Here is a 25962-nt window from a genome sequence, read left to right on the forward strand (position 1 = left end):
TCACTCGTCGATGCCCGACCGCTCGACTCCCGCCACGATCCACCGCTGGAAGAACAGGAAGACCACGAGGAGCGGCACGATCGACACGGCCGCCGCGACGAACAGCTCGTGCAGCCGGACCACCTGTGACGTGGTGAACGACGACAGGGCCACCTGCACCGTCCACGCGTCGCGGTCCTGGCCGATGACCAGCGGCCACAAAAAAGAGTTCCAGGCACCGATGAAGACGATGGTGCCCACGGCGGCGAAGACGGGCCGCGAGTTGGGCACGACCACCCTCCAGTAGGTGCGCCAGTAGCCGAGCCCATCGACTCGCGCCGCATCCTCCAACTCCCTGGGGAATCCCAGGAAGTACTGCCGGAAGATGAAGCAGGCGAATGCCGAGAACAGCGTCGGGATGATCAGGCCGCGCAGCGTCGAGACCCAGCCGAGCGTCGAGACCAGGACGAAGCTCGGCACGAAGGTCACGGACGCCGGGACCATCAGGGTGCCCAGGATCGCGTAGAACACCTTGTTCGCGTGGCGGTAGGGGATGCGGGCCAGGCCGTAACCGGCCAGCGAGGCGAGCAGCAGCGTGCCGGCGGTCGTCGCGACGGCGATGAGCGAGGAGTTGAGCAGGGAGCGCGCGAACGGCACCGAGGTGTCGTCGAAGAGCTCCTTGACGTTCCCCCAGCGCAGGGTGGAGGGGAAGAAGGTCCACTCGGGCGAAGTGATGTCGCTCTCGGACGAGAGCCCGTTGCGCACGAGGAGGTAGAAGGGGATCAGGAACAGGAGCGCGAGGGCGATCAGGAGTGAGAGCCGCAGCGCGCGGCCCGCCCTGACCCGCGCGTCATCTCTCAGGTGGTCTCTCATTCCGCCTCCTTTCTGCCGAGCCCGAACCACTTCGCCTGCCCCACCGTCACCACTGCGATGATCAGGGCGAGCAGGACGGCGCCCGCGCTGCCGAGGCCGAGGTTCTGCCCCTGCCCGAGGGCCGTGTAGTAGAGGTAGACGAGCGGGGGTCTGGCGTAGGGCGGGTAGCCGCGGGAGTCCGAGAGCAGGTTGTAGAACTCGTCGAACGCCTGGAAGGCGTTGATGACGAGCAGCAGCACGACGGCCACGGACGTGGCGCGCAGCTGCGGGAACGTGATGTGCCGGAAGACCTGCCAGCCGGGCCGCGCCCCGTCCACGGCCGCAGCCTCGTAGAGGGTGGGGCTGATCCGCTGCAGGCCCGCGAGGAAGAGCACCATGTAGAAACCCGCCTGGAGCCAGAGCCGCACGGTGACGATGACGGCCCAGTACCAGGGCGGGTCGGTGGTCGAGAGCCAGGCGATCTGGTCGACGCCGAACCAGCCGAGGACGGTGTTGGCAAGACCGAACCGGACCCCGTTGAAGATCGACATCTTCCAGATGAGCGCGGCCACGACGTAGGAGCAGGCCGCGGGCAGGAAGAAGACCGAGCGGAAGAATGCCTGGGCGCGGCGCTGGCGGTGGACCATGAGGGCCAGGGCGAGGGAGAGCGCGTACGTCGCGGGCACGATGAAGAGCGAGAAGACGAGGAAGGTCCACAGGCTGTCGGTGAACGCCTCGTTGCGCAGCATCTCCGTGTAGTTGCCGAGGCCGACGAAGTCGCTCGGGGTGACGGTGTTGTGGGCGTCGAAGAAGCTGAGGTAGACGCTCCAGCCGAGCGGGATGTACGTGAAGACGCCGAGGCCGAGCAGGAAGGGCCCGACGAAGACCCAGAACCAGAGGGTGCGGTTCTGGTGGCCCCACACCTTCCGTCGCCCGGTCGCCTGTTGTGCGCGCGGGGCTGTCGTGGTCACGACTTCGCCTTCACCCGGTCGAGCTCGGCGGACACCTTCCGTACGACCTTCTTGAGTTCGTTCTCCGGGTTCGCGCCGTCCTTGATGATGCGGCTGAGGGCGTCCTGGTAGGCGCTCCTGGCGGCCGGGGTCCACAGGAGGGGTTCGGCATGGCCGTGGTCCGTGGTGAAGCGGACGGCGTCGGCCGCCGCGCCCTTGCTGAGCTTCTCGGCCTTCTTCGCGAGGGACATACGGGCCGGGATGTGGAACCCGTACGAGAGGGCGAAGTCCTCCTGACGGTCGGTGCTGTCGATCCACAGCCACTTGAGGAAGTCCTTGCCGGCCTTCTGGTGCTTGCTGCGGGTGCTGACCGCGGCGGCGTACGCGCCGACCGGCACCGCGGGCCTGCCCCCGGCTCCGTCCTTCGGGAACGGCAGGACGCCGACGTCGTCGCCGAGTTCCTTCTGCACCGCGGGCAGCGCCCACAGACCCGACCACTGCATGGCGGTCAGTCCCTGGACGAACGCCGAGGGGTCGGACCAGTCGGCGGGCGCGCCCAGGAGCAGTGACTCGTCGGCGTACAGCCGGTGGATCTTGCCGAGGGCGCGGGCGGCGGCCGGGTCGTCGAAGCCGACCTCGCCGTCGGCGGTGACGAGTTCGAGGCCGGCCGCGTACAGGGGCGTGCCGCCCAGGACGCCGGCGCCTCCGTCGTTGCCCAGGAAGAGCCCCTTCGTCTTCTTCGAGGTGAGCTTCTTCGCGGCGTCCACGAGTTCGTCGAGGGTCGTCGGCGGGCGGACCCCGGCGTCGGCGAGCAGGCTCTTGCGGTAGTAGAGCATCTGCATGTCGATGACCTGGGGGATGCCCCAGATCTTGCCGTCGTACGTCTTCGGGGCGAGAACGGCCGGATTGAAGTCGTCCTTGACACCGTCGAACAACTCGGTGAGATCGGCGACCTGCTTGCCCTGGATCTGGTCGAGGGAGGGCCCGTTGACCTCGAAGACGTCGGGTCCGGAGTCCGTGAGGAGTGCGGCCGCGGTCTGTTCGTCGTAGTTGCCGGGCCGCCACTGGACGGTGACGTTCGCCTTCTTGTAGTCAGTGGCGTACTTCTTGACGGCCTGCTCGGTGCCCTGTTCGCCGTACTGGTGATACCACTGCGACAGCTTCGGCCCGTCACCCGAACCACCGTCATCGCGGCCGGTGTTGGAGCCACATGCGCTCAGCAGCCCGACCGCCGCGCCCGCCCCGAGCAGTCCCCTGCGGCTGATGGTCATGAAATTTCCCCCTGTCCGGCGTGCGGCTGATTCCAAAGGCCCAACGATCAACCATGCGGGCGGATTACGACAGGGGGCCTCCCCGCCAGGACGGGATGATCGGACAGCATCGCCGGAAGCGATGAGTTCCGTGCCCGCGCGCGGTCTATACAGGCACACCGCGTTCGCGTTCCGGAGGCACTCATGACCCGCAAAGCACTGCCGCCCGTCGTCGATGCCGAGACCTGGCAGCGGCACCTCGACGATCTGCGCGTACGGGAGAAGGCCGCGACCCGGGAGCTGGACGCGATCGCCGCACAGCGTCGCCGGATGCCGATGGTCGAGCTGCCCGACTACACCCTTGACGGCGAGGAGGGGCCGGTCCGGCTGGCCGACCTCTTCGACGGCAAGGCTCAGCTGATCGTCTACAACCACATGTGGTTCCCGGGCGAGAAGTGGCAGTGCCCCGGCTGCACGGGGTTCACCTCGCAGTTCACCCGGCTGGAGTTCCTGGAGGAACACGACGCCAGGTTCGTCGTCGTCACGCAGGGCCCGATCGACGAGGCCCTGGCCTACAAGCGGCGGGTCGGCAACAAGATGACCTGGTACTCCACCGCGAACAGCCCGTTCGGCACCGACGTGGGCGCGCCGCCCGGCGGGGGCTTCGCGGTCAACGTCTTCCTGCGTGACGGCGAGACCGTCTACCGCACCTGGCACACCAGCGGCCGGGGCACGGAGCAGCTCAGCCACACGTTCGCGCTGATCGACCTGCTGCCGTACGGGCGGCAGGAGGAGTGGCAGGACTCGCCGGACGGCTGGCCCCAGTCCCCCACCTACAGCCGGTGGGCCGGCTCCGAGGACATCGCGGCGCGCTACGGCACGGGGGCGTCGTAGCGGCCTCGCGCCCCGTCCCGCGTGGCACCCGGTCCGCAGCCGGGGCTACTGCCCGTCGGCGGCAGCCCCGGCGGGCACGCTCCTGCGCTCGCGGCACGCCTTGCAGAACTCCAGGCACACCCAGATGCCCACGGCGCCGACGGTGGCGAGGACGGTGATGCCGAGAATGAACGGGATGATCATGCGATGAGCGTACCCCCGAGCCATACGGTGTCAGGCACGGGAGGGGGTCTTCTTCGCGCGTGCCTTTCGGGCTTGCCGGAAGTCCATGTAGGCGAGGGCGATCACCAGCAGCGGGGAAACGAACCAGAGCAGCGCGACGCGCAGGGCACCTTCCGTAAGACCGGCGATCATGGCGATCACCACCCCGGCCACCATGAATCCAATGAACTGCCGCCAGGAGTCGTAGCCCCCGGCCGCGGCCCTCATGGGGGTCATCTTGTCGTCATCGTCCTCGCCCAGCTCGTCCAGCGCGGCCCGCGCGGGACGTCTTCGCCCCTCCAACTGGGCCTGACGCCACGCGAAGAACCACCGCCCCAGGGCGTAGAGGGCCAAAGCGCCGAGGAGAATCCACCACTCGGTCGCGCTGTCGGGAAGAGATCGCGCCATAGTCATGGACCCCGGTTGCCCCCGCCACACGGGAGTAGCCGATTCCGTATCCGCGACGGCTTCAGCGCCTCACCGCCGAGAGACTCGCTCGATGGCCTCCAGGACCTGGCGGGTGCCGTCCTCGCGGGCGATGGCCGTGGCCGTTTCACGGGCGCGGGCGCGCAGGGCGGGGCTGTGGACGGCCGTGGTGATCGCCTGCGTGAGACGTTCCGCGGTCAGGCGCTGGAAGCGCAGCGGACGCGGCGCGAGGCCCAGTGTGTGCAGGCGGGTGGCCCAGAAGTGCTGATCCAACTGGACGGGGACGGGGACGGAAGGAACCCCGGCGCGCAGGCCGGCCGCGGTGGTGCCCGCGCCGGCGTGATGGATGACCGCGGCCGTCCGGGGAAACAGCCACGCGTGCGGGACCTCCCGCACGGTGATCAGGTCGTCGTTCTCGGCGTGCAGACCGCTCCAGCCTGCCTGGATGATGCCGCGTACCTTCGCACGGCGCAGGGCGTCGGCCAGCAAGGAGCTCAGCCGCTCGGCATCGGCGGTGACGAAGCTGCCGAAGCCCGCGAACACCGGCGGTGGGCCCGCGTCGAGGAAGTCAAGCAGTCGCGGCTCCGGCTCCCAGCCGGGCGGGGTCTGCGGCCACCAGTAGCCGCCCACCTCGTGGCCCGACGGCCAGTCCGTGGGGCGGGGGACGATCCGTGGACTGAAGCCGTGCAGGACGGTACGCCCGCGGGGCAGACTCAGCGGACCACTGAACCTCCGGCGCGGCAGGCCCAGTTCGCGGCGCAGGGCGCTGACCGCGGGGGCGAAGATCGGGTCGCTGCCGAGCCACAGTGCCTGGGAGGCCAGCCGGTTGCCGCGCGGCCCGAAGGAACGGGCTCCGGTGATGAGCGGCGGGAAGGCGCCCGTGGGGTGGACCGGCTGAAGGTAGACCCCCATGCTCGGCAGGCGCAGCGCCTCGCCGAGCGCCGCGCACATGGGGTCCGTGACCGTGGAACTCAGCACCACGTCGGTGCCCTCGCGCACGGCGTCCGCGACACCGGCCGTCAGCCGGGGCATGAACGCCCGTGCCATACGCATCAACCGCGCCATGGCCACGGGTGGGCTGACCGCTCTGGCCAGGCCCTGGCCCACCTGCGACGCCAGTTCCTGCCGTGGGTCGACGGGCAGCGGCCGATAGCCGAGTCCGTGGGCGGTCACCGCCTGTTCGAAGCGCTCGTGGGTGGCCAGGACCACCTCGTGGCCCGCCGTGCGCAGCCGCACGCCAAGTCCGGTGTAGGGGGCGACATCGCCCCAGCTTCCCGCGGTCACGATCAGTACGCGCACCGCGTCAGGATGTCAGACCGGAGGCATCACGCCGGGCGCGACAGACGTGCACGATCGGCTGACTGTCGAGATCGGCTGAGTGTCGAGAGATCGGAGTGTGGGACTGTGACGACGCGTCGGACAGTGATCAAGGCGATGGGGGCCGGGACGTTGGCGAGCGGGCTCTCCACGCCCGCCTCGGGCGCCTCCCGTGCGGCGAGAGCCGACGTACTGATGGTGGTGGAGAAAAGCGGCCACGCGGTCAGTTTCTACGATGCCGACTCCGGGCAGCGTCAGGAGACCGTCGGACTGCCCGACTACCCGCACGAGATGGTCGTCGACTCGCGCGGACGCTTCGCCTACGTCGGGCACTACGGAGTGCGCATGGCGTCCACCGTCGGCGAGGGCGGTGCCGCCGTCTTCGTCATCGATCTGGCCGAGAGGTCCCTGGCGCGGACGATCGACACCCGCCCCTTCCGTCGTATCCACGGCATGGGCATCGACCGTCATGACCGGCTGTACGCACTGAGCGAGGAGAAGGCGGTCCTGCTCGGCTTCGACGAGCCGTCCACCGACCTCGCGCCCACCAGGGCGGTGCCCACCCACGGGGTGAAGACCCACTTGTTCTCACTCAGCCGTGACGGCGAACGCGCTTACGTCACCGGGCTGTTGTCCCACACGGTGACCCTCGTGCGCCCGCACGACGCCTCCGTCCCGCCCGTCCTGGTCACACCCGGCCAACTGCCCGAGAGCAGCTGTCTGAGCCGGGACGAGAAGACGCTGTTCGTCGGAGCCCGCAAGAGCTCCTCACTGGTCGCGATAGACGCCCGCACCATGAAGGTGCGACGGACCAGGAAGACGGGCGGCGACCCCTTGCGGGTCTACACGCTCGACGACGAACGGCTGTTGGTGACGGACATCGTCGCCAACACCCTCACCGTCTGGAGCACCGACCTGCGGCGGATCCGCTCCCTCGACCTCGACGGGACCCCGTCGGCGGTGACACTCCACCCGAGCAAACCGCTCGCGTACGTGTCCCTCTTGGGCACCAACCGGATCGCCGTCGTCGACCTGGACCGGTTCGCCGTCGTGAACGGTTTCGCCACCCGCTTGGAACCGGACGCCTCAGCGCTGCTGCCTGCCTCTTCCTGAACCGACCACCGGCTTCAGCGTTTCAGACTGACGATCACTGACCTGCTCAGGGAGTCGGAGCCCTGGGAGACAGCGACTGAGCCGATGCCGAGGATCTTGTCGGTGCCGGGGACCGCCGTGATGGCGTCGAGTCGTAGTGACTGCTCGGAATTGGACCTGATTCCGTCCGTGCTCGGCAGATCTGCCCGGGCGATCCCGGTGCAGTCGCCGTCGGCGGTGAGGTAGTGGCCGGCACCGAACACCTTGCCGCGCGCGCCGTCACGGATCGCGCGGCCCCGGTCGGCGCACGGCCCCTCGGCGTCGGGCAGTTTGCGCCAGCGGATTCCGTCCCAGCGGAGGCGGATGTCCGCGTCGGCGGGCTCGGGATGCTGCTCGCCGTGGTTGAAGGTGTGCTCGCCGTAGACGCGGACGTCGTCCCCGGCTCGCGCGACGACGTCGGTGAGCAGGGCCTGCGCCTCGGGTGGTGAAGGAGCCGGGAAGTGGTAGTCCGGCATGCGTACGGGCTTCCAGGCTCGGCCGTCCCAGTGTGCGGCGGCGGGCTGCGTGAGTTCAGGGCCTCTCGTGCTGGTTTCGTCGACGTTCTGATGGCCGACCGCCCACAGGTCGTCGGGCGCGACTCCGTCCAGCGCGACGGCGGTGACGGGGAGGGGCGTGACCGTCCAGCGCGTGCCGTTCCAGTGATGTGCCGTGCCTTCGCCGCCCAGGATCCAGATGTCGTCCGCGGCGAACGCCCTCACGTCGGTGGCCCGGCGGCCGTCGGGGAGTTCGGGCAGGGCAGTCCAGCGGGTGCCGTTCCAGTGGGCCGTCCTCGGCGCGTTCAGGTTCTTCAGGCTCGCCGTCAGGAGGAATCCGCCGGAGTCCACCGCGTCGAAGCGTGCCTCGTAGACGCTGTCACCGAACGCCGACGGCATCGGGCGGCGCTGCCAGTTCTCGCCGTCGTAGTGCAGGAGGAAACCGTCGTCCGCCGCGTCGTCGCCGGAGACGCTGACGCCGCGGGTGGCGTTGCCCGCCACCCAGATGTCGTCACCGGCCGTCGCCGTCACATCGGAGAGATGTCCTGCGCCCGCGGCGTCGAAGACCTTGTCGTACGTCCACCGCGTATCGGAGTCGCTCGCCGCGCGTATCGCGACCACGGCCACGAAGAGGAGCAGCAGCGCGATCAGCGTGATGTTGACCTTGATCATGCGCGCGTTGACGTTCATGTCCCTCCCCCGGCGCAGCGTACTTCGGCATGGTGCACGCCGGGTGGCCGCGTCCGCACGCCCGGCGGCCGGATCGGCGGTGCTGCTAATCTGATCGTTATGGCACGAGGTATCTGGTCGCAGAAGGTCCGCTCCGCCCGCTGACGGCGGCGCCTTCTCCCTCTTGAGTTCGCCGCCGTTCCGGTTCCCGCCGGGCGGCCGCTTCTTGCTGCCCGGCTCCACTGCGAGCTGCGGAGCATCTGTTGAACCTCTCCCCTTTCCCCCGTACCCCCCACTTCCCCGAAGCCGTGTCCCAGCCCGTCGAAGCGGGCGGCAGTGCGCACGTCCGCGCCCAGGGCCTCACCGTCACCCGTGGATCGCGGCGTGTCCTGGACGACGTCTCGGTCACGCTCTCCGCGCGCTCGCGTATCGCCGTCGTGGGCGAGAACGGCCGGGGCAAGACGACGCTGCTGCACGTCCTCGCCGGTCTGATCGCGCCCGATGAGGGCACCGTGCACCGGGCCGGGACGATCGGCCTGGCCCGCCAGGAGCTGTCCGTGGGCGACGAGGAGACCGTCGGCACCCTGACCACCCAGGCGCTGGCCGCCTCGCTCGCGGCCCTTGCCGCACTGGACGAGGCGACGCTCGCCATGACCGAGGGCGACGCCTCCGCCGACGACCGCTATGCCGCCGCGCTCGACGCCGCCACCCGGCTCGACGCATGGGACGCCGAACGCCGTGTCGACGTCGCCCTGGAGGCGCTGAACGCCTGCGCCGACCGCGACCGTCTCCTGTCGACGCTGTCGGTCGGGCAGCGTTACCGGGTCCGTCTCGCGTGCCTGCTCGGCGCGCGGCACGACATCCTGCTGCTCGACGAGCCCACCAACCACCTCGACGCGGGCGGCCTGGACTTCCTGACCCGCAGACTGCGCGAGCACGACGGCGGCCTCGCTGTCGTCAGCCACGACCGGGCGCTGCTCCGCGATGTCGCGAACCGCTTCCTGGACCTCGACCCGTCCCGTGACGGCAAGCCCCGCCTCTACGCCGGCGGCTACGAGGCCTGGCAGCACGCCCGGTGCCGCGACCGTGAGCGCTGGGAGCAGGACCACGAGGAGCAGCAGGCCGAACACCGGCGGCTGCACGACGCCGTCTCGGCGGCCCGCGACCGGCTCTCCACGGGCTGGCGGCCCGACAAGGGGACCGGCAAGCACCAGCGCCAGTCCCGCGCCCCCGGCGTCGTACAGGCCCTCAAGCGGCAGCAGGACGCCTTGGAGGCGCACCGGATCGATGTGCCGCAACCCCCGCCGACGCTGCGGTGGCCGGACCTGGGTGTCCGGCCGGGCGCCCCGCAGCTGCGGGCGCACGGCGTCGCGGTCGCGGGGCGCCTTGACGAGCCGGTCGACCTGACTCTCGACGGCGGCGACCGGCTCCTTGTCACCGGGCCCAACGGCGCCGGGAAGTCCACGCTGCTCGCGGTGCTCTCCGGTTCCCTCGCGCCCACGCGCGGTCACCTGCGGACGGCCAAGGGCGCCCGGATCGTCCGGGTCACCCAGGAGACGGCCCAGCAGGACCCCGGACTCACCGCTCACGAGGTGCACGCCCGTCACATAGGACGGCTGGTGGCCGGTGGGGCACTCCGCGACGCCGACGCCGTCCCGCTCCGGGCGCTCGGGCTGCTGGACGCCGACGCGCTGCGCACGCCGGTCGGGCGCATGTCTCAGGGCCAGCAACGGCGCCTCGACCTGGCGCTCGCGCTGGCCGGCCGCCCCGGGCTGATTCTGCTCGACGAGCCGACCAACCACCTGTCGGCGACGCTGGTCGACGAGTTGACCGACGCGCTGCGCGCCACGAGTGCCACCGTGGTCGTCGCGACGCACGACCGGCAGCTGCTGCGGGACCTCGCGCACTGGCCGCGTCTGGAGGTGGGCAAACCGCCGGGCGCCGAAGTCTGACGCGGCCGGGCCCGGCCCCTCCGTGCGCCGCTAGAGCCAGTCGTGTTCCCGCGCGTAACGCGCCGCTTCGTGCCGGGTTCGTGTCTGGGTCTTCTGCATGGCGTTCGAGAGGTAATTGCGTACGGTGCCTTGCGCGAGGCTGAGGCGGACGGCGATGTCAGCGACGGAGTACCCCTCACCGGTCACCCGCAGTACATCGATCTCCCGGTCGGTGAGGGGGCAGTCGTCGACGACGGCGAGCGCGGAGACGTCCGGGTCGATCCAGCGTTTGCCCTCGTGCAGGGTGGCGATGACCGAGGTGATGTGCGCGGGCTCCGCCGACTTGCTGACGAAGCCCTGGACGCCCAGTTTCAGCGCCTTGCGCAGCACCCCGGGCCTGGCATGGCGGGTCAGCATGAGGATCACCTGGTCCGGCTGTGCGCGGCGGATCTCGGCGACGGCGCCGAGGCCGTCCACGCCGGGCATCTCCAGGTCGACGACGAGCACGTCGGGCCGGTGGCGCAGAGTGGCCTCGATCGCCGACGTGCCGTCGTGCGCCTCGGCGAGCACGGTGATGTCGCCCTCGAGCGGCAGCAGTGCCGCGAGCGCCTTGCGGAGCAGGGCCTCGTCGTCGGCGAGCACCACGGTGGTCATCGTTCGTCCTCCCGCGCCGCGAAGGGCGGTGTCGCTGATCCGGGGCGGGGGAACGCGGCAGCGGTGACGAAGCGCCCGTCCTTCTGTTCCACCGTCAGTTCGCCTCCGTTGTCGCCCACTCGTTCCTTGAGGGTGGCCAGTCCGCCAAGCTTCGGGAGGGGGCCTTGTGGTGCCCCGTCGTTGACGATGGTGATACCCGACGCGGAGAGAGTGATCCGCACCCGTGTGGCGTCCGCGTGGCGCAGGATGTTGGTTGTCGTCTCGCGGAGCACCTGGCCGAGCAGCCCGTTGACTCTCTCGTCCACGTCCCCCTCACGGTTGACGCGCACGCGGATGCCCGCGGCCTCGAAGAGGTTCTTCGCGTTCTCCAGCTCCACGGACAGGTTGAGCCGCCGTTGCGCGTAGGCGAGTTCCTTGGTCTGGGTGATGGTGTCGCTGACCAGGGCGTGCACCTCGCGCAGTTCTTCCTGCACGCGCGCGATGTCGCTGTGCAGCAGCTTCTCGGCCAGCGTGATCTTCAGTTTCACCACATGCAGGGTGTGGCCCTGGATGTCGTGCAGATCGCTGGCGAACCGGACGCGTTCCCGGATGACGGCCAGCTCCGCGTCGCGTTCCCGGGACTGCTCGATGACCCGGTAGAAGCGCTGGTTGACGAACATGAGGGCGGTCGCCGCCACCGTGATGCCCGTGGGCAGGAGGACGAAGAGGATCAGTACGCGGGAGACGTCGACCGGCGCTTCGAGGAGCCTCGTCGCGCCCACCCCCGCGATGAACGCGGCAAGACCCAGCGTCGCCCCGCCTCGATGGCGGGGCAGTTGAGAGATGAAGTAGGGGGCCACGATCGTGATGCCGTAGCAAGCCGTGCGGCTGTCGGTCACCAGCACCCCGAGCACCCACACGGCAGCGGTGACGATCAGGCAGGGGAGCACGACGCGGGAGGTGTCGCCCGCCGTCCACCGCTCCACGACCAGCAGGCCCGCCACCACCCCCAGACTCAGGACGACGGCCTCCCCCCAGGACCGGGCATCGACCGCCACCAGGACCGCGCCCACGACGGCGAGCGGCGGGATGAACATCGTGAGGTTGACGTTGCGCAGCCGTCCCTGCGTGGTTCGGGCGTGCTCGGGCTCCGTCCGTGCGGCCCGGAGGGCTGGCCTCACCGGCCGTGGCCCACGAGCGGGGTAGGCAGGCTGTGCCCGCGGGCCACCAGGACGCTCGCCACGGCGAGCGGCGACATGGCGGCCGTGGCCGTCCGCATCGGCCACTGACTGTTCCGGGACCACGGCTGCATGGCGTCAGGATAGGGGCTCACGCCGGGGCAGGAGAGGGCGAGCGTCGCGCTGACCAGGGGGAAGACGGTCGTGAGGGCCGTCAGCGCGGGGTGCGGGGGCCTGGTTTCCATGGGCGGGTCTCCGGGGTCGATCAGCAGCGTCCGCCCGCAGTATTCGTCCCGCCCCGCGAGCGGCACCAGTGACACCGCGTCATGGGTGTGCCCCGAGAAATGTCATGGCTCGGTGGTGACACCACGCCCCTGCCGGGCCCGCGTACGGCGGGCTGAGATGGATGCATGACCTCGACACCAGTGATCGACGTTGACCGTCTCAACCTCAGCTACGGCGACTTCCACGCCGTGAAGGACCTGTCCTTCCAGGTGAACAAGGGGGAGCTCTACGCGCTGCTCGGCACCAACGGAGCCGGCAAGACCTCGACCCTGGAGACCATCGAAGGCCACCGTACGGCGACCTCGGGCTCGGTACGCGTGTTCGGACAGAGTCCGCTCGACCGGCGCTCCGTGCGGCCCAGGATGGGCATCATGCTGCAGGACAGCGGCTTCACCCCGGATCTGACGGTGCAGGAATCGATCCGGCTGATCGGCAGCCTCTCGCAGCGCGAGGACCGGGTCGAGCGCGTCCTGAGCATCGTCGACCTGACACACAAGGCCGGCACCAAGGTCTCCCAGCTCTCCGGGGGCGAGAAGCGGCGTCTCGACTTCGCGACCGCCGTGTACGGAAGCCCTGAGCTGATCTTCCTGGACGAGCCGACCACCGGACTGGACATCCAGTCCCGTGACGCCCTGTGGGACGCCGTGGACAAGCTGCGCGAGGACGGATCCACCATCGTGCTCACCACGCACTACCTGGAGGAGGCCCAGCAGCGCGCCGACCGCATCGGACTCATGCACCAGGGCGCCTTCCACCAGGAAGGGACCGTCGCCGAGCTGACGCGGACGCTGCCCGCCGCCATCAGCTTCTTCCTTCCGCCCACCGCACCGGCACTGCCTTTGCGGGCCACGCGCGAGAGCGACGGGAAGGTGCTCGTCGAGACCTTCGGCCTGCAGAAGGATCTGCACATCCTGCTGGGCTGGGCGCACGCCAACGCGGTGGAGCTGCGCGAACTTCAGGCCGGGCCGACGCGGCTCGACGACGTCTTCCGCGCCATCGGCACGCCACAGAGCCGGTAGTCCGCCCCGTTCCCCCTCCACTGAAACCACCCCGGAACCTCCCCAGAAGAGGACCCTCACGATGCTTTCCATCGCTCTGAGCGAGCTCACCCAGATCTTCCGGAACCGGTTGGTCCTGCTCAACAGCTTCCTCATCCCCGTGGCCGTCTGCGTGTTCTTCGTCTACAAACACGAGACCTTCGCGGACCTGCGCAGCCTCGGATACATCGCGGCGGTGGTGATGTTCACCGTCTCCGCCTTCGGCCTCTACGCCTCCACGGTGACCACGCTCGCCTCGCGCCGGCAGACCCTCTTTCTCAAGCGGCTGCGCTCCACCCCCGCGAGCGACGCCGGCATTCTCACGGGACTGGTGCTTCCGGTCACCGTCCTCGCGCTGATCCAGGTGGGCGCGATCCTCGCCGTGCTGGCCGCTGTCGCCGGCGCGCCGGACAACGCGCTCCTCCTCGCGGTCGCGGTGCTCTCGACCGTGCTCATGATGCTCGCCCTGGGGCTGGCCACCGCGGGCCTGACCAACTCCCCCGAGCATGCCCAGGTGACGACGCTGCCCATCAGCCTGGGCGCCATCGCCGTCGCCAACTGGGTGGCCATCACCGGGACCGAGGAGCTGACCCTGCTCAAGCGGCTGCTCCCCGGCGGCTCGGCCACCGAACTCGTCCTCAACGCCTGGAACGGCGGCGTGCCCTTGGCCGAGTCCCTGCCGCTGCTCCTTCCCACCCTCAGCTGGGTCATCGTCTCCGCCGCCCTGGCCTCCCGACTCTTCCGCTGGGAACCGCGCCGGTGACCGACCCTGGGAGTCACCGCCGCGGCTAAGCCTCGCGCAACCGGTCCCGCATTTCGGCCAGTTGCTGGAACTTGGCTGCCCGGTAGGTGGCGACGGCTCCGACGTTCGAGCTCGGCGTGCAGACCAGCGCACTGGACGAGCCCATCTCCTGGAGTGCGGCGGCCCCGGCGACGCAGATCGCCGTGCCGCCGATGACGCATCACCGGGCCAACTGCCAGCACCTCGATTTCGACCGACGGGCGCGATGAACGTGTCACGCTGTGTCGGCGTGCAGAATCCGAAAGCGGCCCGGTTCCGCCGGGTCGCGGGCGACCACCTGGATCGGCGTCCGGGTCCACTGCCAGACACTGATGCCCGGCGTACGGGAGAACTGGATCTGCCCGCGGGTTCCCTCGACCGCGACGCGCGGCCAGGATTCGGCGACGCGGGCCCGGTCCGCGCCCTGGGAGCGCAGGACTTCGGCCAGCACGGCGACAGTGTCGTATCCCTCGTAGGCGACGAAGGAGGGTGCTTCGTCCAGCCGCTCACGAAGGGCCGTCTCGACTCGTGCGCCGAGCGGGCTGAGGCGCTCAGGTAGGTAGCGAAGGAACGGGATCGCCGCACCGTCGTCGCCCAGCAGTTCCGCCCATGCGGCGAACTCCGGCTGCCCGGCCGGGGCACCGAGTTGAAGGTCCGCGAGACGGTGGTCGCGGCGGACGGCCTTGACGATCGGTACGGCCGGCTCCGGGTGGCCGACCAGCAGAAGGAGCGCGGTCGCTTCCTGGTCGACGAGCGCCTCGCACACGGCCTCGGGGGTGAGCGCGCCCATGTCGAGTTCGATGACGGTGCCGCCGCGTGGAGCCAGGTGATCACGCAGGATGCGTGTCCCCGACGCCCAGTAGACACTCGGCTGGGTCGCCACGGCGATGCGGCTGTGGCCCGCGCCGAGCAGGAAGTCCGCGTAGACGCGCCACCCCCGGGACTGCGGTGGCGACAGGCGCGCGACCCATCGCGTCGGCTCATCGGTGAGCGCGTCGAGAACCGCCGACGAGCAGAGGTACGGCAGGCCGAGCGTGTCGGCCCGGACGGCAGCGGCGCGAGCCACGACGCTGTGGTACTCCCCCACCACGGCGGTCACGCCCAGGGCGGCCAGTTCGTCCACGGCCGCCGCGGCTTTGAGCGGATCGGCAGCGGTGTCCCTGACCAGCAGGTCGAGCGGCTTTCCGAGGATTCCGCCCGCGTCATTGACCTCTCGGACGGCCAGCTCAAGTCCGGCGAGCAGGTGTCGGCCCGCCTCGGCCCAGCCGGGCCGGCTCAGCGGGACGAGAGCGCCGATCCGAACGGACGGTCCGTCAGCCGGGTCCACTTCGACCGGTGATGGTGACGTACTCATGCGCGGGCGCCTCCTGTGTGGCTCGACCGATTCGACCGGGGCTCGGTGATCATGCCGGACAGTGCATCCGCCGGCCTCGTCGACGGGCAACCGATTTTCGTCTCCCCCTCTCATACGTTATGGTTGATCTTGAGCCTGCGGCCGGAGAACTCCCGGCAGCGGGCCCGGCGTTGGTCGTCCAAGGAAAGACGCCCCGCTTCCTGCGGGGAAATGCAGGTGCAAGGCCTGCCCAGCGCTCAAGACGAAGCCCCGGACTTCAGCACGAAGTCCGGGGCTTTCTGCTGTCCTCCCCCTCCCCCACTACGTCACCTTCAGCGCGGCCGCCAGCTCCTCCAGGCTCTCCACCTGCCGGTCGAAACTGTCGGAGCTTCGCGGCGGGTCGCCCACCGGCCGCCGCACATAGGCCGTCCGCATCCCCGCCGCCTGGGCCCCTCGCAGATCCCACGCATGCGCGGCGACCATCAGCACCCGCTCGGCAGGACACCCCGCCGCCTCGATCGCGAGCCGGTAGACCTCCGGTGCGGGCTTGTAGGCCCGCACCTCCTCGCCGGACAGCGCCTGATGCCAGCGCAGCCCCGCGTACGCGTTCAATCGCAGCAGCGTTCCCCGACTGGCATGCGACAGGCCCAGCACCGGAAACCGCCCCGCGAGCCGCGCGAGCCCGGCCACGGCATCCGGCCACGGCTTCAGCCGTCGCGATGCCCCGGCCAGCCGTCCGATGGCCACCGGGTCGCTCAGCCCGGCGTACTCGGCCACGCGCTCGGCCGCTTCCCGGTCGATGACCTCACTGTTCGCGTACGACCGCGCCCCCTCCCCGATGCGCCGCTGCTCACGCTCGACGTGCTCCTGCCAGATCGCGAGCAGACGTTCCACGGACGCCCCCTCGGCGGAGGCGGGCAGCGCCTCGTGCAGGGCCCTCCGCAGCCCTCCGGGCTCGTCCACCATCGTCCCCAGCACGTCGAAGACGATCACCTCGACATCGTCGGCTCCTGGCATCCGCTCTCCTGTTCACAGCAGTTGGGCGTGTCTTCACAGCAGTTGGGCGCGGCGAGAACCCTGCGGACCCCGCCCCGGCGTCACCGGCTTAACAGGTGACGAGTCTTGCCTCGCCCCGCGTCACCGGTCAAGATGGTGACGTGCATTTCGCCTTCGTGAGCGGCAATCCCGCCCTGGACCTGGTCGCCACCGTGGAGTCCCGCCGCGACGAGCCCCGCGACCTCCTGACCACGCCCGAGGACCTCCAACAGTGGGTATGCGCCTGCGACGAGCTCCCGGATCAGGTCAACGCCGACGCCACGGACCTCACCAGCGCCCTGCGACTCCGCGAGGCCGTGCATCGGCTCGCCCTCGACCGCATGCACGGCCGCCGTTACGAGCCGGCCGGTCTGGACATCCTCAACGACGTCGCCGCCGCACCGCCCCCGGCTCTCCGCCTCGGCGACGCGGGTATCCGCCGGACGGGAGATGTCGCCTCCGCCCTCGCCCACGTCGCCCGGCGCGCCATCACCCTGCTCGCCGATCCCCACACCTGCCTCAAGGAGTGCGGTCGCCCGAGCTGCACCCGCCTGTATCTCGACCGCTCCCGCGGCACGCGTCGTACGTGGTGCGGCATGCAGGCCTGCGGCAATCGCGTCAAGGCCGCCGCCTACCGGGCCCGCAAGCACAGCGCCCCGTGAAGCACGACCACCACGGGCTCACGGCTGGCCGCAGAGGGCCTGAGCTGCGAAGCCGGACAGAGGGGTCGTACTACCCTTCCAGCGTGACGAACCCCTCCCCACCCCACGGCGCGCGGACGGCCGCCCGCGACAGCGCGGCCGGCGCGAGCCGTCCGGCCAACCAGGGGCGGCGGGTGGCGGCACGCAATCGCGCCGCCCTGATCGTCGCCGCCCGCGAGGTGTTCGCCGAGCAAGGCCTCGACGCGCCGCTGTCCGCCGTCGCGCGCCGCGCCGGAGTGGGACAGGGCAGCCTCTACCGGCATTTCGCCGACCGGGGCGCGCTGGCCTCGGCCGTCCTGGACGAGAACGTCCGGCAGATCGAGCAGGCCGCGGACGAGCCCGACGCGAGCCCGGCGAGCGTCCTGGGGGTGGTCACCTGGCACCTGACCCGCTCGACGGCGTTCGTGGACCTGCTGCGCATCCGCGGCGCCCGGGGCGACGGCGAGCAGGCACAGGCGCTTGCGGGGCGCGTCCACGGCGTCCTGTCCCGGTGCCTGCCCGCCGGGCACCGGCTGTCCGCCGACGACGCCATGCTCGCCGTCGCGATGGTCTCCGGGGCCGTGACCGGCCCCACCCCGGCCGAGCGGGAGCGCCGCGCGCTTGCTGCCTGGCGCCTGCTCGGCGTCGACGTGGGGCCGCTGCGGTCCGTGGAGACCGACGCGGAGAGGTGAGCGTCAGCCGCCGTTGGACTGGCGGATGCCGTCGGCGAGCGCGGTGAACCGGTAGACGTATCCGCCGTCGGGCCCGCTCACGGTCATGTAGGCCTTCCTGCCGCCCGGTGTGATGGCGACGTTGGTCGCCGACTCCAGCCCCTCGGCAGCCTTGGCCGGGACTTCGACGGTGGCCAGCCGTTCGCCGTCCGGACTGAAGACGGCCATGGCAGGCCGACCGTGCAGCGCCTGGTAGAGGTTGCCCTCGGCGTCCACGGCTATGGAGTCGGTCTGGGCCACACCGCCGTCAACGTGCACGGCCTCGTGCTGCGAGGTCACGGTGGTCTTGTCGGCGTCGAGCAGCAGGTAGGAGATGGTGTTCTCGGCGAGTTCGCTGATCCACAGGCCGCGCAGCCCGGGGTCGAACATCACCCCGTTGGGGTGGGCGAGGCCGTCGGCCAGGACGGCGGCCTTCTCGCCGTCGCGGTCGATGCGCACGATGCGTCCTTCGGCCTTGCCCGGCTTCATGCCGTGCAGGTCGCTGACGTACAGGTTGCCCTCGTCGTCGAAGGCGATGTCGTCGAGGTTCATGGCCGAGCCGTCGACCTCACCGGAGAAGAACGTGCGCGGGTCCGAGCCGTCCGGCTCGGTGCTGACCACGGACCCGGTGTAGTCGGTGAGATAGAGGCGGCCGTCGTACGGGCTGATCTGCGCGGAGGTGTAGGCGCCTCTCTTGTCGGTGTAGACGCCCTGGTGCTTTCCGGTGGCCAGGTCGACGGAGATGACCTTGGGTGCACCTGCGGGCGCGGTGACGTCCACGACGTACAGGTCGCCGTTCTCCCGCAGGAGCGGGCCCTCCAGGAGGGTCCTGCCGGTGGCCTGGTGAGGGTCGGTCACGTGCGCGACCTGGGTGGCGCGGATGGTCCTGCCCTCGCCGGACGAGGCGGGGCGCGAGGCCGGGGTGCCGGAGGTCTGGGTGCCGGAGGTCTGGGTGCCGCATCCGGCCAGGACGAGCAGGCCGCCGGCGGCCAGAGCAGCCAAGGCGGCGCGGGGGCGGTGGCGGGGTGTGGGGTGGGTGGTCATGCGGTGGGGGTGCTCCTTCTCGTCGTCCGGGTGGGCCGGACGTGATGATGTGCAGGAGACGTGCTGACAGCCGTGAGGCCAGGGACCTGCCGTGGTGCCGGTACGTGGGGCCGGGCTTCGGCAGGTGCGGCAGGCGCTGCGCGGCCGGTGCTCAAGCGGCCGACCAGCCGCCATCCGAGGGCAGGATGGCGCCGTTGATGTTCACCGCGTCCTTGCTGAGCAGGAACGTGATCGAGGCGGCCAGCTCGTCGGCCATGGCCAGGCGCGGGATGGCGACGCGCATCTTCGCCGTACGGGCCGAGCCGAACGGGGCGGGGGCGGGCATCGCGATGCCGGTGGCCACCGCGCCGGGGGCAACCGCGTTGATCTGTACGCCCGTTCCCGCGTACTGGTAGGCCGACGACCTCGTCAGACCGACCAGCGCGTGCTTCGAGGTCGTGTACGCGGCGCCGGCCGCCGAGCCGCGCAGGGCCGCCTCGGAGACGACGTTGACGATCCGGCCGCCGCCCACGGCGAGCATGCCGGGCACGACGGCGCGCATCAGGCGCATCGGGCCCTCGACGTTGATGCGCATCACGCGTTCCCAGGTGGTGTCGTCGACCTCGTGCACGGCGGCGTCGTCGTCCATCACGCCCGCCACGTTCGCCAGGGCGTCCACGCGGCCGTCCGCGGCGGCCACGAGCGTCTCGGCGGACGCGGCTTCGGTGATGTCCGCCGTGACGGGCACGAGCGCCTCGCCCAAGTCGGCGGCCAGGGCCGCCAGGCCGTCGGCGGAGATGTCGACGGCGATCACGCGGCCGCCCTCGCGCACGATGCGGGAGGCGACGGCACGGCCGATGCCGGAGGCGGCTCCGGTGACGATGACGTGCTGGCCTGCGAAGCGTCCGGGCGTGACCTGCTCGGTCCATGACTCGGGGGCGCCGATCTCGACGCCCGGGGCAGGTTCCGTGACCGTGTTCTCGGGGGCGTCGGCCGCCGGAGCGGTCGGTACGCCGTCGGGAATCCGTCCGGTCTCGGCGGCGGTGACCAGCGTGTCCACGAGTTCCGCGGGGAACTTGCCCGCGGACATCCGCACGAGCTGCTCCAACGGCAGGGCGAGGGCGGGTGCGAGGGCTTCCTCGCTCTGTCCCTGGGAGGCCAGGAAGCCGCGCAGGATCTGTCCGGCGGTGGGTTCCGCCAGCCAGTCGCGGAGCGGGGAGGCGGGGGTGGGCTTGTGCATCGCAGGCCTTTCATGTCGTGGCGCACGGGCCGGCCGTGGCGGGATCGACCCCAACCGGACAACACTGTCCGGTTCCTGGGTTACGGTACCTGTGACCGCTCGGGGCGCCCCGGCGAGGGCACTGATTTCGCCCCCACGGCGCCCGACGCACCTCCCCCCACGAGAGGACCTGGCACCATGCCCCTGCCACTGCACACCCCCCAGCAGCCCACCCCGCAGGAGCCCACCCCGCAGGAGATCGCCGCCCTGCGCGAGCGCTACCGCGCCGAGCGGGAACGCCGCGTACGCCCCGAAGGAACGGGCCAATACCGTTCCACGGAGGCGGAGTTCGGCTACTTCGCCGCCGACCCGTACACCGACGGCGTCAAGCAGCGCGAGCCCCTGCGCGACACGGTGGACGTGGCGATCGTCGGTGGCGGGTTCGGCGGCATCCTGGCGGGCGCGCGACTGCGTCGGCAGGGCGTGGCGAAGGTGCGTGTCATCGAGAAGGGCGGCGACTTCGGCGGCACCTGGTACTGGAACCGCTACCCCGGAATCCACTGCGACATCGAGTCCCACGTGTACCTGCCACTCCTCGACGAGACCGGGTACGTGCCCGAGTTCAAGTACGCCCCCGGCGAGGAGATCCGCCGTCACGCGGTGCGTGTCGCCGAGCAGTTCGACCTGTACGACCACGCGCTGTTCTCCACCGCAGTCACCGACCTGACGTGGGATCAGGAAGCCGAGCAGTGGGTGGTCGGCACCGACCGGGGCGACGCGTTCCGGGCCACCTACGTCATCACCTCTACCGGCACGCTCTCGGAGCCCAAACTGCCGGGCATCCCCGGCATCGAGGACTACCGGGGCCACACCTTCCACACCTCGCGCTGGGATTACGGGTACACCGGCGGCACTCCCGAGGGCGGCCTGCACGGCCTGGCGGGCAAGAGGGTCGGCGTCGTCGGCACCGGCGCCACGGGCGTGCAGGTCATCCCGATGCTGGCCGAGGACGCCGGACACCTGTACGTCTTCCAGCGCACCCCCTCCGCCGTCGACGTACGCGGCCAGCGGCGCATGACACCGCAAGAGGTCGGCGCGGACCGGCCCGGCTGGGCCGAGGAGCGCCGCGAGAACTTCCTGCGGATCTGCTCCGGCGAGGAGGCCGAACAGGACCTGGTCGCCGACCGCTGGACGGCGTCGGCCGGGCTGCTCGAAAAGCTCCTGCCCAGCTTCCGCCGCCACGGTGAGCCGGACTTCGAGGCCGCCTACGAGCTCGCCGACCACGCCACGATGAACCAGATCCGGGCCCGCGTGGCCGCCGAGGTCACCGACGCCGCCACCGCCGCGGCCCTCACGCCCTGGTACCGGTACGCGTGCAAGCGCCCCACTTTCTCCGACAAGTACCTTCCCGCGTTCAACCGCGCCAACGTCACCCTGGTGGACACCGCCGACACCCACGGCATCGAGCGCATGACCGAGCGCGGGGTCGTCGTGGGCGGCGTGGAGTACGAGGTCGACTGCCTGGTGTTCGCCACCGGGTTCTCCGTGGGCCTCTCCGGCATCACCTCGGGAAAGCTGCCGGTGACCGGCCGCGACGGCGTACGGCTCATGGACACGTGGAAGCAGCGGGGCCCGCGCACGTTGCACGGTTTCACCAGCAACGGCTTCCCGAACTTGATCCGGATGGGCTCACTGCAGAACGCCAGCAGCGTGAACTTCACGCACATCCTGGACGAGCAGGCCGTGCACGCCGCAGCCCTGGTGGCCGCCGCGGAGGAGAAGGGCGCCCTCATTGAGCCCACCCCCGAGGTCGAGGACGCCTGGGTCGACGTCTGCGGGCAGGGCGCCCCCGACCACGCGTGGTTCCACGCCGAGTGCACCCCCGGCTACTACAACGGCGAGGGCCGCGGGCGCCCGAACGGCCCCACGGCCTACCCGCACGGCGCCGTCGCCTTCCATGAACTGCTGCGCCGCTGGCGCGAGGAGAACATGGGCGAGGCGCTCCGGGCCAGGGCGGCCACCTCGGTCCGACAATTTGCCGGTCCCTCTTGATCAGCCTAATTTTGCGGCGACACGGCTTTTTCTCAGGCAAGAGGAGAAAAGCTTCATGGCGAAAGGCCTGCCGCACCGAAAATCCCGGCGGCCCCGGGGACCGGACACGGAATCGACGCGTACCTCACGGTCGGAGACCGACCGCATGGCGCGCACGCTGCTGCGCCGCAGGAAGAAGACGCTCAGCGCCGAGGACGTGATGGTCTCGGACCGCCCCAAGGTGCGGCGCGCGGTGACGGCGGCCGCGCTCGGCAACACCATGGAGTGGTTCGACTTCGGCGTCTACGCCTATTTGGCGGGCACGATCGGCAAAGTCTTCTTTCCTTCCAGTTCGCCCGGGGCGCAGGTCGTCGCCACGTTCGCCACCTTCGCCGCGGCCTTCCTCGTCCGCCCCTTGGGCGGTCTCGTGTTCGGGCCGCTGGGTGACCGCATCGGCCGGCAGAAGGTGCTCGCGGCAACCATGATCATGATGGCCGCGAGCACCTTCGCGGTCGGTCTGCTGCCCTCGTACGCCTCCATCGGATTCGCCGCCCCGCTGCTGCTGCTCCTGTGCCGCCTGGTGCAGGGCTTCTCCACGGGCGGCGAGTACGCGGGTGCCACCACCTACATCGCCGAGTACGCGCCCGATCAGCGCCGCGGCTTCCTCGGCAGCTGGCTCGACTTCGGCACCTTCGTGGGCTACTCCCTGGGCTCGGGCCTGGTCACCGTCCTCACGCTGACCCTCGGGACGGACGGCCTGGAGAGCTGGGGCTGGCGCATCCCCTTCTTCATCGCCGGGCCGCTCGGCCTCATCGGCTTCTACATGCGGCTGAAGCTGGAGGAGACGCCCGCCTTCCAGCAGGAGGCGGCCGGCGCCGCGGCCGAGCGCGAGGCGGGCCCCAAGGGGAGCGAGGACGATCCCGTCGAGCAGGCACGCCAGTCCGGCAAGGGACGCCTCAAGGAGATCTTCACCCGCCACTGGCAGGCGGTGCTGATCTGCATGGGCCTCGTGCTGCTCTACAACGTCACGAACTACATGGTGACGTCGTATCTGCCCACGTTCATGACGGTGACGCTGGGCGAGAGCGACACGACGGCCCAGTTGCTGGTGCTCGGGACCATGCTGCTCGTGGCGCTCGCCATCACCACCGTGGGACGCAGTTCCGACCGGTGGGGCAGACGCCCGATGTTCATGGGCGGCAGCATCGCCCTGATCGCGCTCGCCGTTCCGGCCTTCCTGCTGATCCGGGAAGGCGGCATCCTCCTGCCCGCGTTCGGCTGCGCCATCCTCGGCCTGCTCCTGGTCTGTTTCGCCGGCACCGCCGCCGCGACCCTGCCCGCCCTGTTCCCCACGCGTCTGCGGTACGGAGCCCTGTCGATCGCCTACAACATCTCCGTGTCCCTCTTCGGAGGCACCACCCCGCTGCTCGCCTCCTTCCTGGTCGAGAAGACGGGCAACACCCTCGTACCCGCCTTCTACTTGATGGTGGCGGGGGCGATCGGTCTGGTCGCGACGTTCTTCCTGCACGAGACAGCGGGCCGGCCGCTGCGTGGCTCGGGACCCATGGTCGAGACGCACGACGAGGCCCGCGAGATGGTCGCGCGCAGCCGTACGGAGGCAGGGCGTCACGCACGGGACGTATGGCTGCGGCTGTGGCACCCCCGCGGGGGCCGTGGCGACTCCCCGAAGGGCCGCAAGCGCGGGGACTGACGTGGGGCGCGCGGCGGCTTTCCGCTCTCCCTACCGCGGGGGCGCCTCGCCGTAGGGCGCTGAGGGCTCGCCCTCGGTCGTGACCTCGAAAGTGTTGAGGAAGCCGCAGATGAGTTGGTAGAAGCCCACGGTGAGGACGAGGTCCGCGAGCTGGTTCACCGTCAGGAAGCTCAGCAGCTCCTCCCGTGTGGCCTCGTCGAGGGTGTGCCGGGCGAGCAGCCGGTCCGTGGCGTTCAGGACCGCGGCCTCGGGGCCGGAGAGCTTCCCGGTCGCACCGGTCTCGGCGGCGCTGATCGCCTCCTCCCCCAGGCCGACGAGACGCGAGATGTTCTCGTGGTGGTGCACCTCGTAGGCCGCTCCGCAGACCCGGCCGACCCGCACGACGGCGAGTTCGCGCAAGGTGTCGGGCAGCGAGTTGCGTTGCAGGACCGCGTCACCGAGCGTCAGCACGCCCGGTGCGAGTGACGGTGAGTGCATCAGCATCCGGAAGACGTTGAGCGATCCGTACGAGGTCACGACCTCCTGCAGTTCGACGGGCAGTGCGGAGAGATCCGGATACTCCATGTCGGCTCCGTTCGAGAAGGGCGAGGCGCCGCGTCTGGCGTCGAGCTCGCGCGCACGCCGGAGCGTAGGGGACCGACGCGGCACGCGGCTTCACCCTGAGGTGACAACCGTGCTGTGAGGGATTGGCGAGGCTGCCCGTTTCTGGCCGGATCGGCACCATAGAAGACCGGCCTGGCGAAGTCCCCCCGGCCCGTCCGGCCCCGGCCCTAACGTGGGCGGGCATGGGCACGGGGAACGGCTTCGCGGGCATGGGCACACAGAGCGGGTTCGGGCGTGAGACGCGGACGGAGTGGTCACCGCCGTCGCGGAACCTACGGGTGGGCGTCGCCAGGGCGGACGGCCGGATCACCCTCCGCGTGGCCGGCGAGCTGGACGTGGCATCCGTGCCGGTCCTGGACCGTGAGCTGCGGCGCGCCATGGAACAGCCCGCCGACCGCGTCCTGCTGGACCTGAGCCGGGTGACGTTCTGCGGGACGGACGGAGTGGCCCTGCTGCTTGACGCCCGGCTGCGGGCCACCGCGGCGGGCGGCAGCCTGGTGGTGGAGCGCGCCCACAGCGCCGTCCTGCGCCCGCTGCAGTTGAGCGGGGACGCGGAAGGCCTGCGGATCGTCCGGGAACTGGCGACCGCGCCCCTGTCGGAAGGGGAACGGAACCTGCGGGTGTCCGTGGTGTCCGCGGCGCTGTCGGCGGCGTTCGAGATCACCGGCGCGCCGATGGGCAACGCCCAGCTGTACGAGGCGGAGAGCGGCCTGCTGCGGATCGTGGCCCAACGGGGCTTCGAGCACCCGTTCCTGTCCTACTTCGAGACGGTGGCGGACCGCGAGACCGCGTGCGGACTGGCCGCGCAGGACCGCAGACCGGTCGTCGTCGACGAGGTGGCCACCTGCCCGTTCTTCATCGGCACCCCGGCACTGGAGGTGCTGGAGGAGGCATCCGTCGGCGCGTGCGTTTCTGTTCCGATCACTTCCGGGGACGGCACGCTGATCGGGGTGGTGTCCACCCACCACGAGCGGCCGACGCGGTGGACGGACGAGCAGCACCGCGCCCTGGAGGGCCTCGCCCGCGCCACCCACCTCCTGTGCTGAGTGGTTCCCCGCATGCTGAGCGGCTCCTCCTGCGCTGAGCGGCTCTCTTAATTTGCCTTTCAGATGCAACATTTATAGCGTGCGGTCATGCGGCTGACACGGTTCACGGATCTGGCCCTGCGCGTGCTGATGCGCCTCGCCGTCGAGGAGGGGGAACTGCCCACCACGCGCGAGGTCGCGGCCGCCATGGACGTGCCGTACACGCACACCGCGAAGGTCGTCGCCAAGCTGCAGCACATGGGGCTGGTCGAAGCGCGTCGCGGGCGGGGCGGCGGGCTCGTCCTCACCACTGCGGGGCGTGAGGCCTCCGTCGGAGGGCTCGTGCGGGAACTCGAAGGGCCGGGGGATGTCGTGGACTGCGACGGGGCGACGCCATGCCCGTTGCGTTCCGCGTGCCGCCTGCGCGGCGCGCTGCGCCAGGCGCAGGAGGCCTTCTTCGCCTCGCTCGATCCCCTGTCCCTCAGCGACCTCACCCAGGCACCCACCGGCCCGCTACTGATCTCCCTCTCCCCCACTCCCCGAGCCGACTGAACGCAGCACCGCGGAAGGCCGGACGTCCGCAC

26 protein-coding genes and 1 pseudogene are annotated in these 25962 nt (G+C 70.6%); 11 read left to right on the forward strand and 16 right to left on the reverse strand.

Annotated features, from left to right (window positions below; all coding sequences use genetic code 11):
* From ACWFRU_RS05930 to ACWFRU_RS05940, 3 genes are read right to left on the reverse strand one after another with little or no spacing between them, the layout of a single operon-like run.
* Positions 1-852, reverse strand: coding sequence for a carbohydrate ABC transporter permease (locus ACWFRU_RS05930; RefSeq protein WP_453684869.1), 852 nt, complete (start codon positions 850-852; stop codon positions 1-3).
* Positions 849-1754 carry a carbohydrate ABC transporter permease gene (locus tag ACWFRU_RS05935; RefSeq protein ID WP_453685275.1) on the reverse strand — a complete coding sequence of 302 codons (906 nt, stop codon included), beginning with the start codon at positions 1752-1754 and terminating at the stop codon, positions 849-851. The genes ACWFRU_RS05930 and ACWFRU_RS05935 overlap by 4 nt, the downstream gene beginning before the upstream one ends.
* Positions 1755-1798: 44 nt before the next feature.
* Positions 1799-3052, reverse strand: a complete 1254-nt coding sequence (locus ACWFRU_RS05940) for an ABC transporter substrate-binding protein (protein WP_453684870.1) — start codon at positions 3050-3052, stop codon at positions 1799-1801.
* 183 nt (positions 3053-3235) lie between these two features.
* Between ACWFRU_RS05940 and ACWFRU_RS05945 the strand changes: the two genes are divergently transcribed.
* The gene (locus ACWFRU_RS05945) at positions 3236-3925 is read left to right on the forward strand and encodes a DUF899 domain-containing protein (RefSeq protein ID WP_453684871.1); all 690 of its coding nucleotides are present in this window, start codon (positions 3236-3238) and stop codon (positions 3923-3925) included.
* Positions 3926-3970: 45 nt separating this feature from the next.
* On the opposite strand, the gene ACWFRU_RS05950 is transcribed toward ACWFRU_RS05945, so the two are convergent.
* The 3 genes from ACWFRU_RS05950 to ACWFRU_RS05960 all read right to left on the reverse strand — a co-directional run bounded on the left by ACWFRU_RS05950 (position 3971) and on the right by ACWFRU_RS05960 (position 5851).
* Positions 3971-4108 (reverse strand): hypothetical protein, encoded by a 138-nt coding sequence (locus ACWFRU_RS05950; RefSeq protein ID WP_453684872.1) that lies wholly within the window; start codon positions 4106-4108, stop codon positions 3971-3973.
* Between the two features lie 30 nt (positions 4109-4138).
* Complete coding sequence (locus ACWFRU_RS05955) at positions 4139-4534, reverse strand: hypothetical protein (RefSeq protein WP_453684873.1); 396 nt, start codon at positions 4532-4534, stop codon at positions 4139-4141.
* 69 nt (positions 4535-4603) lie between these two features.
* On the reverse strand, positions 4604-5851 hold the full coding sequence (locus tag ACWFRU_RS05960; protein WP_453684874.1) for a glycosyltransferase: 1248 nt from the start codon (positions 5849-5851) through the stop codon (positions 4604-4606).
* Between the two features lie 105 nt (positions 5852-5956).
* Here ACWFRU_RS05960 and ACWFRU_RS05965 point away from each other — a divergent pair, with 105 nt between their 5' ends.
* On the forward strand, positions 5957-6982 hold the full coding sequence (locus tag ACWFRU_RS05965) for a YncE family protein (RefSeq protein ID WP_453684875.1): 1026 nt from the start codon (positions 5957-5959) through the stop codon (positions 6980-6982).
* 14 nt (positions 6983-6996) lie between these two features.
* Here the strand turns inward: ACWFRU_RS05965 and ACWFRU_RS05970 are convergent, their stop codons facing one another.
* The gene (locus tag ACWFRU_RS05970; protein ID WP_453684876.1) at positions 6997-8184 is read right to left on the reverse strand and encodes a hypothetical protein; all 1188 of its coding nucleotides are present in this window, start codon (positions 8182-8184) and stop codon (positions 6997-6999) included.
* A 242-nt stretch (positions 8185-8426) separates the two neighbouring features.
* On the opposite strand from ACWFRU_RS05970, the gene ACWFRU_RS05975 reads away from it, so the two are divergent.
* Positions 8427-10115 (forward strand): ABC-F family ATP-binding cassette domain-containing protein, encoded by a 1689-nt coding sequence (locus ACWFRU_RS05975; RefSeq protein ID WP_453684877.1) that lies wholly within the window; start codon positions 8427-8429, stop codon positions 10113-10115.
* Positions 10116-10145: 30 nt separating this feature from the next.
* Here the strand turns inward: ACWFRU_RS05975 and ACWFRU_RS05980 are convergent, their stop codons facing one another.
* From ACWFRU_RS05980 to ACWFRU_RS05990, 3 genes are read right to left on the reverse strand one after another with little or no spacing between them, the layout of a single operon-like run.
* Complete coding sequence (locus ACWFRU_RS05980) at positions 10146-10748, reverse strand: response regulator (RefSeq protein WP_453684878.1); 603 nt, start codon at positions 10746-10748, stop codon at positions 10146-10148.
* Positions 10745-11908, reverse strand: coding sequence for a sensor histidine kinase (locus ACWFRU_RS05985; RefSeq protein ID WP_453684879.1), 1164 nt, complete (start codon positions 11906-11908; stop codon positions 10745-10747). Before ACWFRU_RS05985 ends, ACWFRU_RS05980 begins: the two co-directional genes overlap by 4 nt.
* Complete coding sequence (locus tag ACWFRU_RS05990; RefSeq protein WP_453684880.1) at positions 11905-12225, reverse strand: hypothetical protein; 321 nt, start codon at positions 12223-12225, stop codon at positions 11905-11907. The genes ACWFRU_RS05985 and ACWFRU_RS05990 overlap by 4 nt, the downstream gene beginning before the upstream one ends.
* Before the next feature lie 90 nt (positions 12226-12315).
* Here ACWFRU_RS05990 and ACWFRU_RS05995 point away from each other — a divergent pair, with 90 nt between their 5' ends.
* The gene (locus tag ACWFRU_RS05995) at positions 12316-13209 is read left to right on the forward strand and encodes an ABC transporter ATP-binding protein (protein ID WP_453684881.1); all 894 of its coding nucleotides are present in this window, start codon (positions 12316-12318) and stop codon (positions 13207-13209) included.
* Between the two features lie 61 nt (positions 13210-13270).
* Positions 13271-13990 carry an ABC transporter permease gene (locus tag ACWFRU_RS06000; protein ID WP_453684882.1) on the forward strand — a complete coding sequence of 240 codons (720 nt, stop codon included), beginning with the start codon at positions 13271-13273 and terminating at the stop codon, positions 13988-13990.
* Positions 13991-14015: 25 nt separating this feature from the next.
* Here the strand turns inward: ACWFRU_RS06000 and ACWFRU_RS06005 are convergent.
* From ACWFRU_RS06005 to ACWFRU_RS06015, 3 genes and pseudogenes are all read right to left on the reverse strand, one after another.
* Positions 14016-14177 (reverse strand): annotated as a pseudogene (locus ACWFRU_RS06005) (GNAT family N-acetyltransferase); the annotation flags it as partial.
* A 66-nt stretch (positions 14178-14243) separates the two neighbouring features.
* Positions 14244-15362 carry an ABC transporter substrate-binding protein gene (locus ACWFRU_RS06010; RefSeq protein WP_453684883.1) on the reverse strand — a complete coding sequence of 373 codons (1119 nt, stop codon included), beginning with the start codon at positions 15360-15362 and terminating at the stop codon, positions 14244-14246.
* Positions 15363-15662: 300 nt separating this feature from the next.
* Positions 15663-16358 (reverse strand): haloacid dehalogenase type II, encoded by a 696-nt coding sequence (locus ACWFRU_RS06015; RefSeq protein WP_453684884.1) that lies wholly within the window; start codon positions 16356-16358, stop codon positions 15663-15665.
* 140 nt (positions 16359-16498) lie between these two features.
* Between ACWFRU_RS06015 and ACWFRU_RS06020 the strand changes: the two genes are divergently transcribed.
* Positions 16499-17038, forward strand: coding sequence for a CGNR zinc finger domain-containing protein (locus ACWFRU_RS06020; RefSeq protein ID WP_453684885.1), 540 nt, complete (start codon positions 16499-16501; stop codon positions 17036-17038).
* Positions 17039-17121: 83 nt separating this feature from the next.
* The gene (locus ACWFRU_RS06025) at positions 17122-17748 is read left to right on the forward strand and encodes a TetR/AcrR family transcriptional regulator (RefSeq protein ID WP_453684886.1); all 627 of its coding nucleotides are present in this window, start codon (positions 17122-17124) and stop codon (positions 17746-17748) included.
* 3 nt (positions 17749-17751) lie between these two features.
* Here the strand turns inward: ACWFRU_RS06025 and ACWFRU_RS06030 are convergent, their stop codons facing one another.
* Positions 17752-18810, reverse strand: coding sequence for an SMP-30/gluconolactonase/LRE family protein (locus ACWFRU_RS06030; RefSeq protein ID WP_453684887.1), 1059 nt, complete (start codon positions 18808-18810; stop codon positions 17752-17754).
* A 151-nt stretch (positions 18811-18961) separates the two neighbouring features.
* Positions 18962-20029: an SDR family NAD(P)-dependent oxidoreductase gene (locus ACWFRU_RS06035; protein ID WP_453684888.1), complete on the reverse strand. Its 1068-nt coding sequence runs from the start codon at positions 20027-20029 to the stop codon at positions 18962-18964.
* A 177-nt stretch (positions 20030-20206) separates the two neighbouring features.
* On the opposite strand from ACWFRU_RS06035, the gene ACWFRU_RS06040 reads away from it, so the two are divergent.
* Positions 20207-22060, forward strand: coding sequence for a flavin-containing monooxygenase (locus ACWFRU_RS06040; RefSeq protein WP_453684889.1), 1854 nt, complete (start codon positions 20207-20209; stop codon positions 22058-22060).
* A gap of 145 nt (positions 22061-22205) precedes the next feature.
* Complete coding sequence (gene proP / locus ACWFRU_RS06045; RefSeq protein ID WP_453684890.1) at positions 22206-23750, forward strand: glycine betaine/L-proline transporter ProP; 1545 nt, start codon at positions 22206-22208, stop codon at positions 23748-23750.
* Between the two features lie 30 nt (positions 23751-23780).
* Here proP and ACWFRU_RS06050 read toward each other — a convergent pair whose 3' ends face one another.
* Complete coding sequence (locus ACWFRU_RS06050) at positions 23781-24314, reverse strand: carboxymuconolactone decarboxylase family protein (RefSeq protein ID WP_453684891.1); 534 nt, start codon at positions 24312-24314, stop codon at positions 23781-23783.
* A 221-nt stretch (positions 24315-24535) separates the two neighbouring features.
* Here ACWFRU_RS06050 and ACWFRU_RS06055 point away from each other — a divergent pair, with 221 nt between their 5' ends.
* The gene (locus ACWFRU_RS06055) at positions 24536-25399 is read left to right on the forward strand and encodes an STAS domain-containing protein (RefSeq protein ID WP_453684892.1); all 864 of its coding nucleotides are present in this window, start codon (positions 24536-24538) and stop codon (positions 25397-25399) included.
* An 87-nt stretch (positions 25400-25486) separates the two neighbouring features.
* Entirely contained in the window at positions 25487-25930 is a 444-nt protein-coding gene (locus ACWFRU_RS06060; protein ID WP_453684893.1) for an RrF2 family transcriptional regulator, read from the forward strand.
* The last annotated feature ends 32 nt before the right edge of the window (positions 25931-25962 follow it).

This window comes from Streptomyces sp. NPDC055099, from assembly GCF_053607685.1.

Bases quoted from the DNA above. Each gene is read 5' to 3' on its own strand.
- ACWFRU_RS06015 (WP_453684884.1), bottom strand. From the start codon at position 16,358: ATGCCAGGAGCCGACGATGTCGAGGTGATCGTCTTCGACGTGCTGGGG.
- ACWFRU_RS05970 (WP_453684876.1), bottom strand. From the start codon at position 8,184: ATGAACGTCAACGCGCGCATGATCAAGGTCAACATCACGCTGATCGCG.
- ACWFRU_RS05940 (WP_453684870.1), bottom strand. From the start codon at position 3,052: ATGACCATCAGCCGCAGGGGACTGCTCGGGGCGGGCGCGGCGGTCGGG.
- ACWFRU_RS06035 (WP_453684888.1), bottom strand. From the start codon at position 20,029: ATGCACAAGCCCACCCCCGCCTCCCCGCTCCGCGACTGGCTGGCGGAA.
- ACWFRU_RS05950 (WP_453684872.1), bottom strand. From the start codon at position 4,108: ATGATCATCCCGTTCATTCTCGGCATCACCGTCCTCGCCACCGTCGGC.
- ACWFRU_RS06055 (WP_453684892.1), top strand. From the start codon at position 24,536: ATGGGCACGGGGAACGGCTTCGCGGGCATGGGCACACAGAGCGGGTTC.
- proP (WP_453684890.1), top strand. From the start codon at position 22,206: ATGGCGCGCACGCTGCTGCGCCGCAGGAAGAAGACGCTCAGCGCCGAG.
- ACWFRU_RS06030 (WP_453684887.1), bottom strand. From the start codon at position 18,810: ATGACCACCCACCCCACACCCCGCCACCGCCCCCGCGCCGCCTTGGCT.
- ACWFRU_RS06060 (WP_453684893.1), top strand. From the start codon at position 25,487: ATGCGGCTGACACGGTTCACGGATCTGGCCCTGCGCGTGCTGATGCGC.
- ACWFRU_RS05995 (WP_453684881.1), top strand. From the start codon at position 12,316: ATGACCTCGACACCAGTGATCGACGTTGACCGTCTCAACCTCAGCTAC.
- ACWFRU_RS06040 (WP_453684889.1), top strand. From the start codon at position 20,207: ATGCCCCTGCCACTGCACACCCCCCAGCAGCCCACCCCGCAGGAGCCC.
- ACWFRU_RS06010 (WP_453684883.1), bottom strand. From the start codon at position 15,362: ATGAGTACGTCACCATCACCGGTCGAAGTGGACCCGGCTGACGGACCG.
- ACWFRU_RS05945 (WP_453684871.1), top strand. From the start codon at position 3,236: ATGACCCGCAAAGCACTGCCGCCCGTCGTCGATGCCGAGACCTGGCAG.
- ACWFRU_RS05955 (WP_453684873.1), bottom strand. From the start codon at position 4,534: ATGGCGCGATCTCTTCCCGACAGCGCGACCGAGTGGTGGATTCTCCTC.
- ACWFRU_RS06050 (WP_453684891.1), bottom strand. From the start codon at position 24,314: ATGGAGTATCCGGATCTCTCCGCACTGCCCGTCGAACTGCAGGAGGTC.
- ACWFRU_RS05980 (WP_453684878.1), bottom strand. From the start codon at position 10,748: ATGACCACCGTGGTGCTCGCCGACGACGAGGCCCTGCTCCGCAAGGCG.
- ACWFRU_RS06000 (WP_453684882.1), top strand. From the start codon at position 13,271: ATGCTTTCCATCGCTCTGAGCGAGCTCACCCAGATCTTCCGGAACCGG.
- ACWFRU_RS05930 (WP_453684869.1), bottom strand. From the start codon at position 852: ATGAGAGACCACCTGAGAGATGACGCGCGGGTCAGGGCGGGCCGCGCG.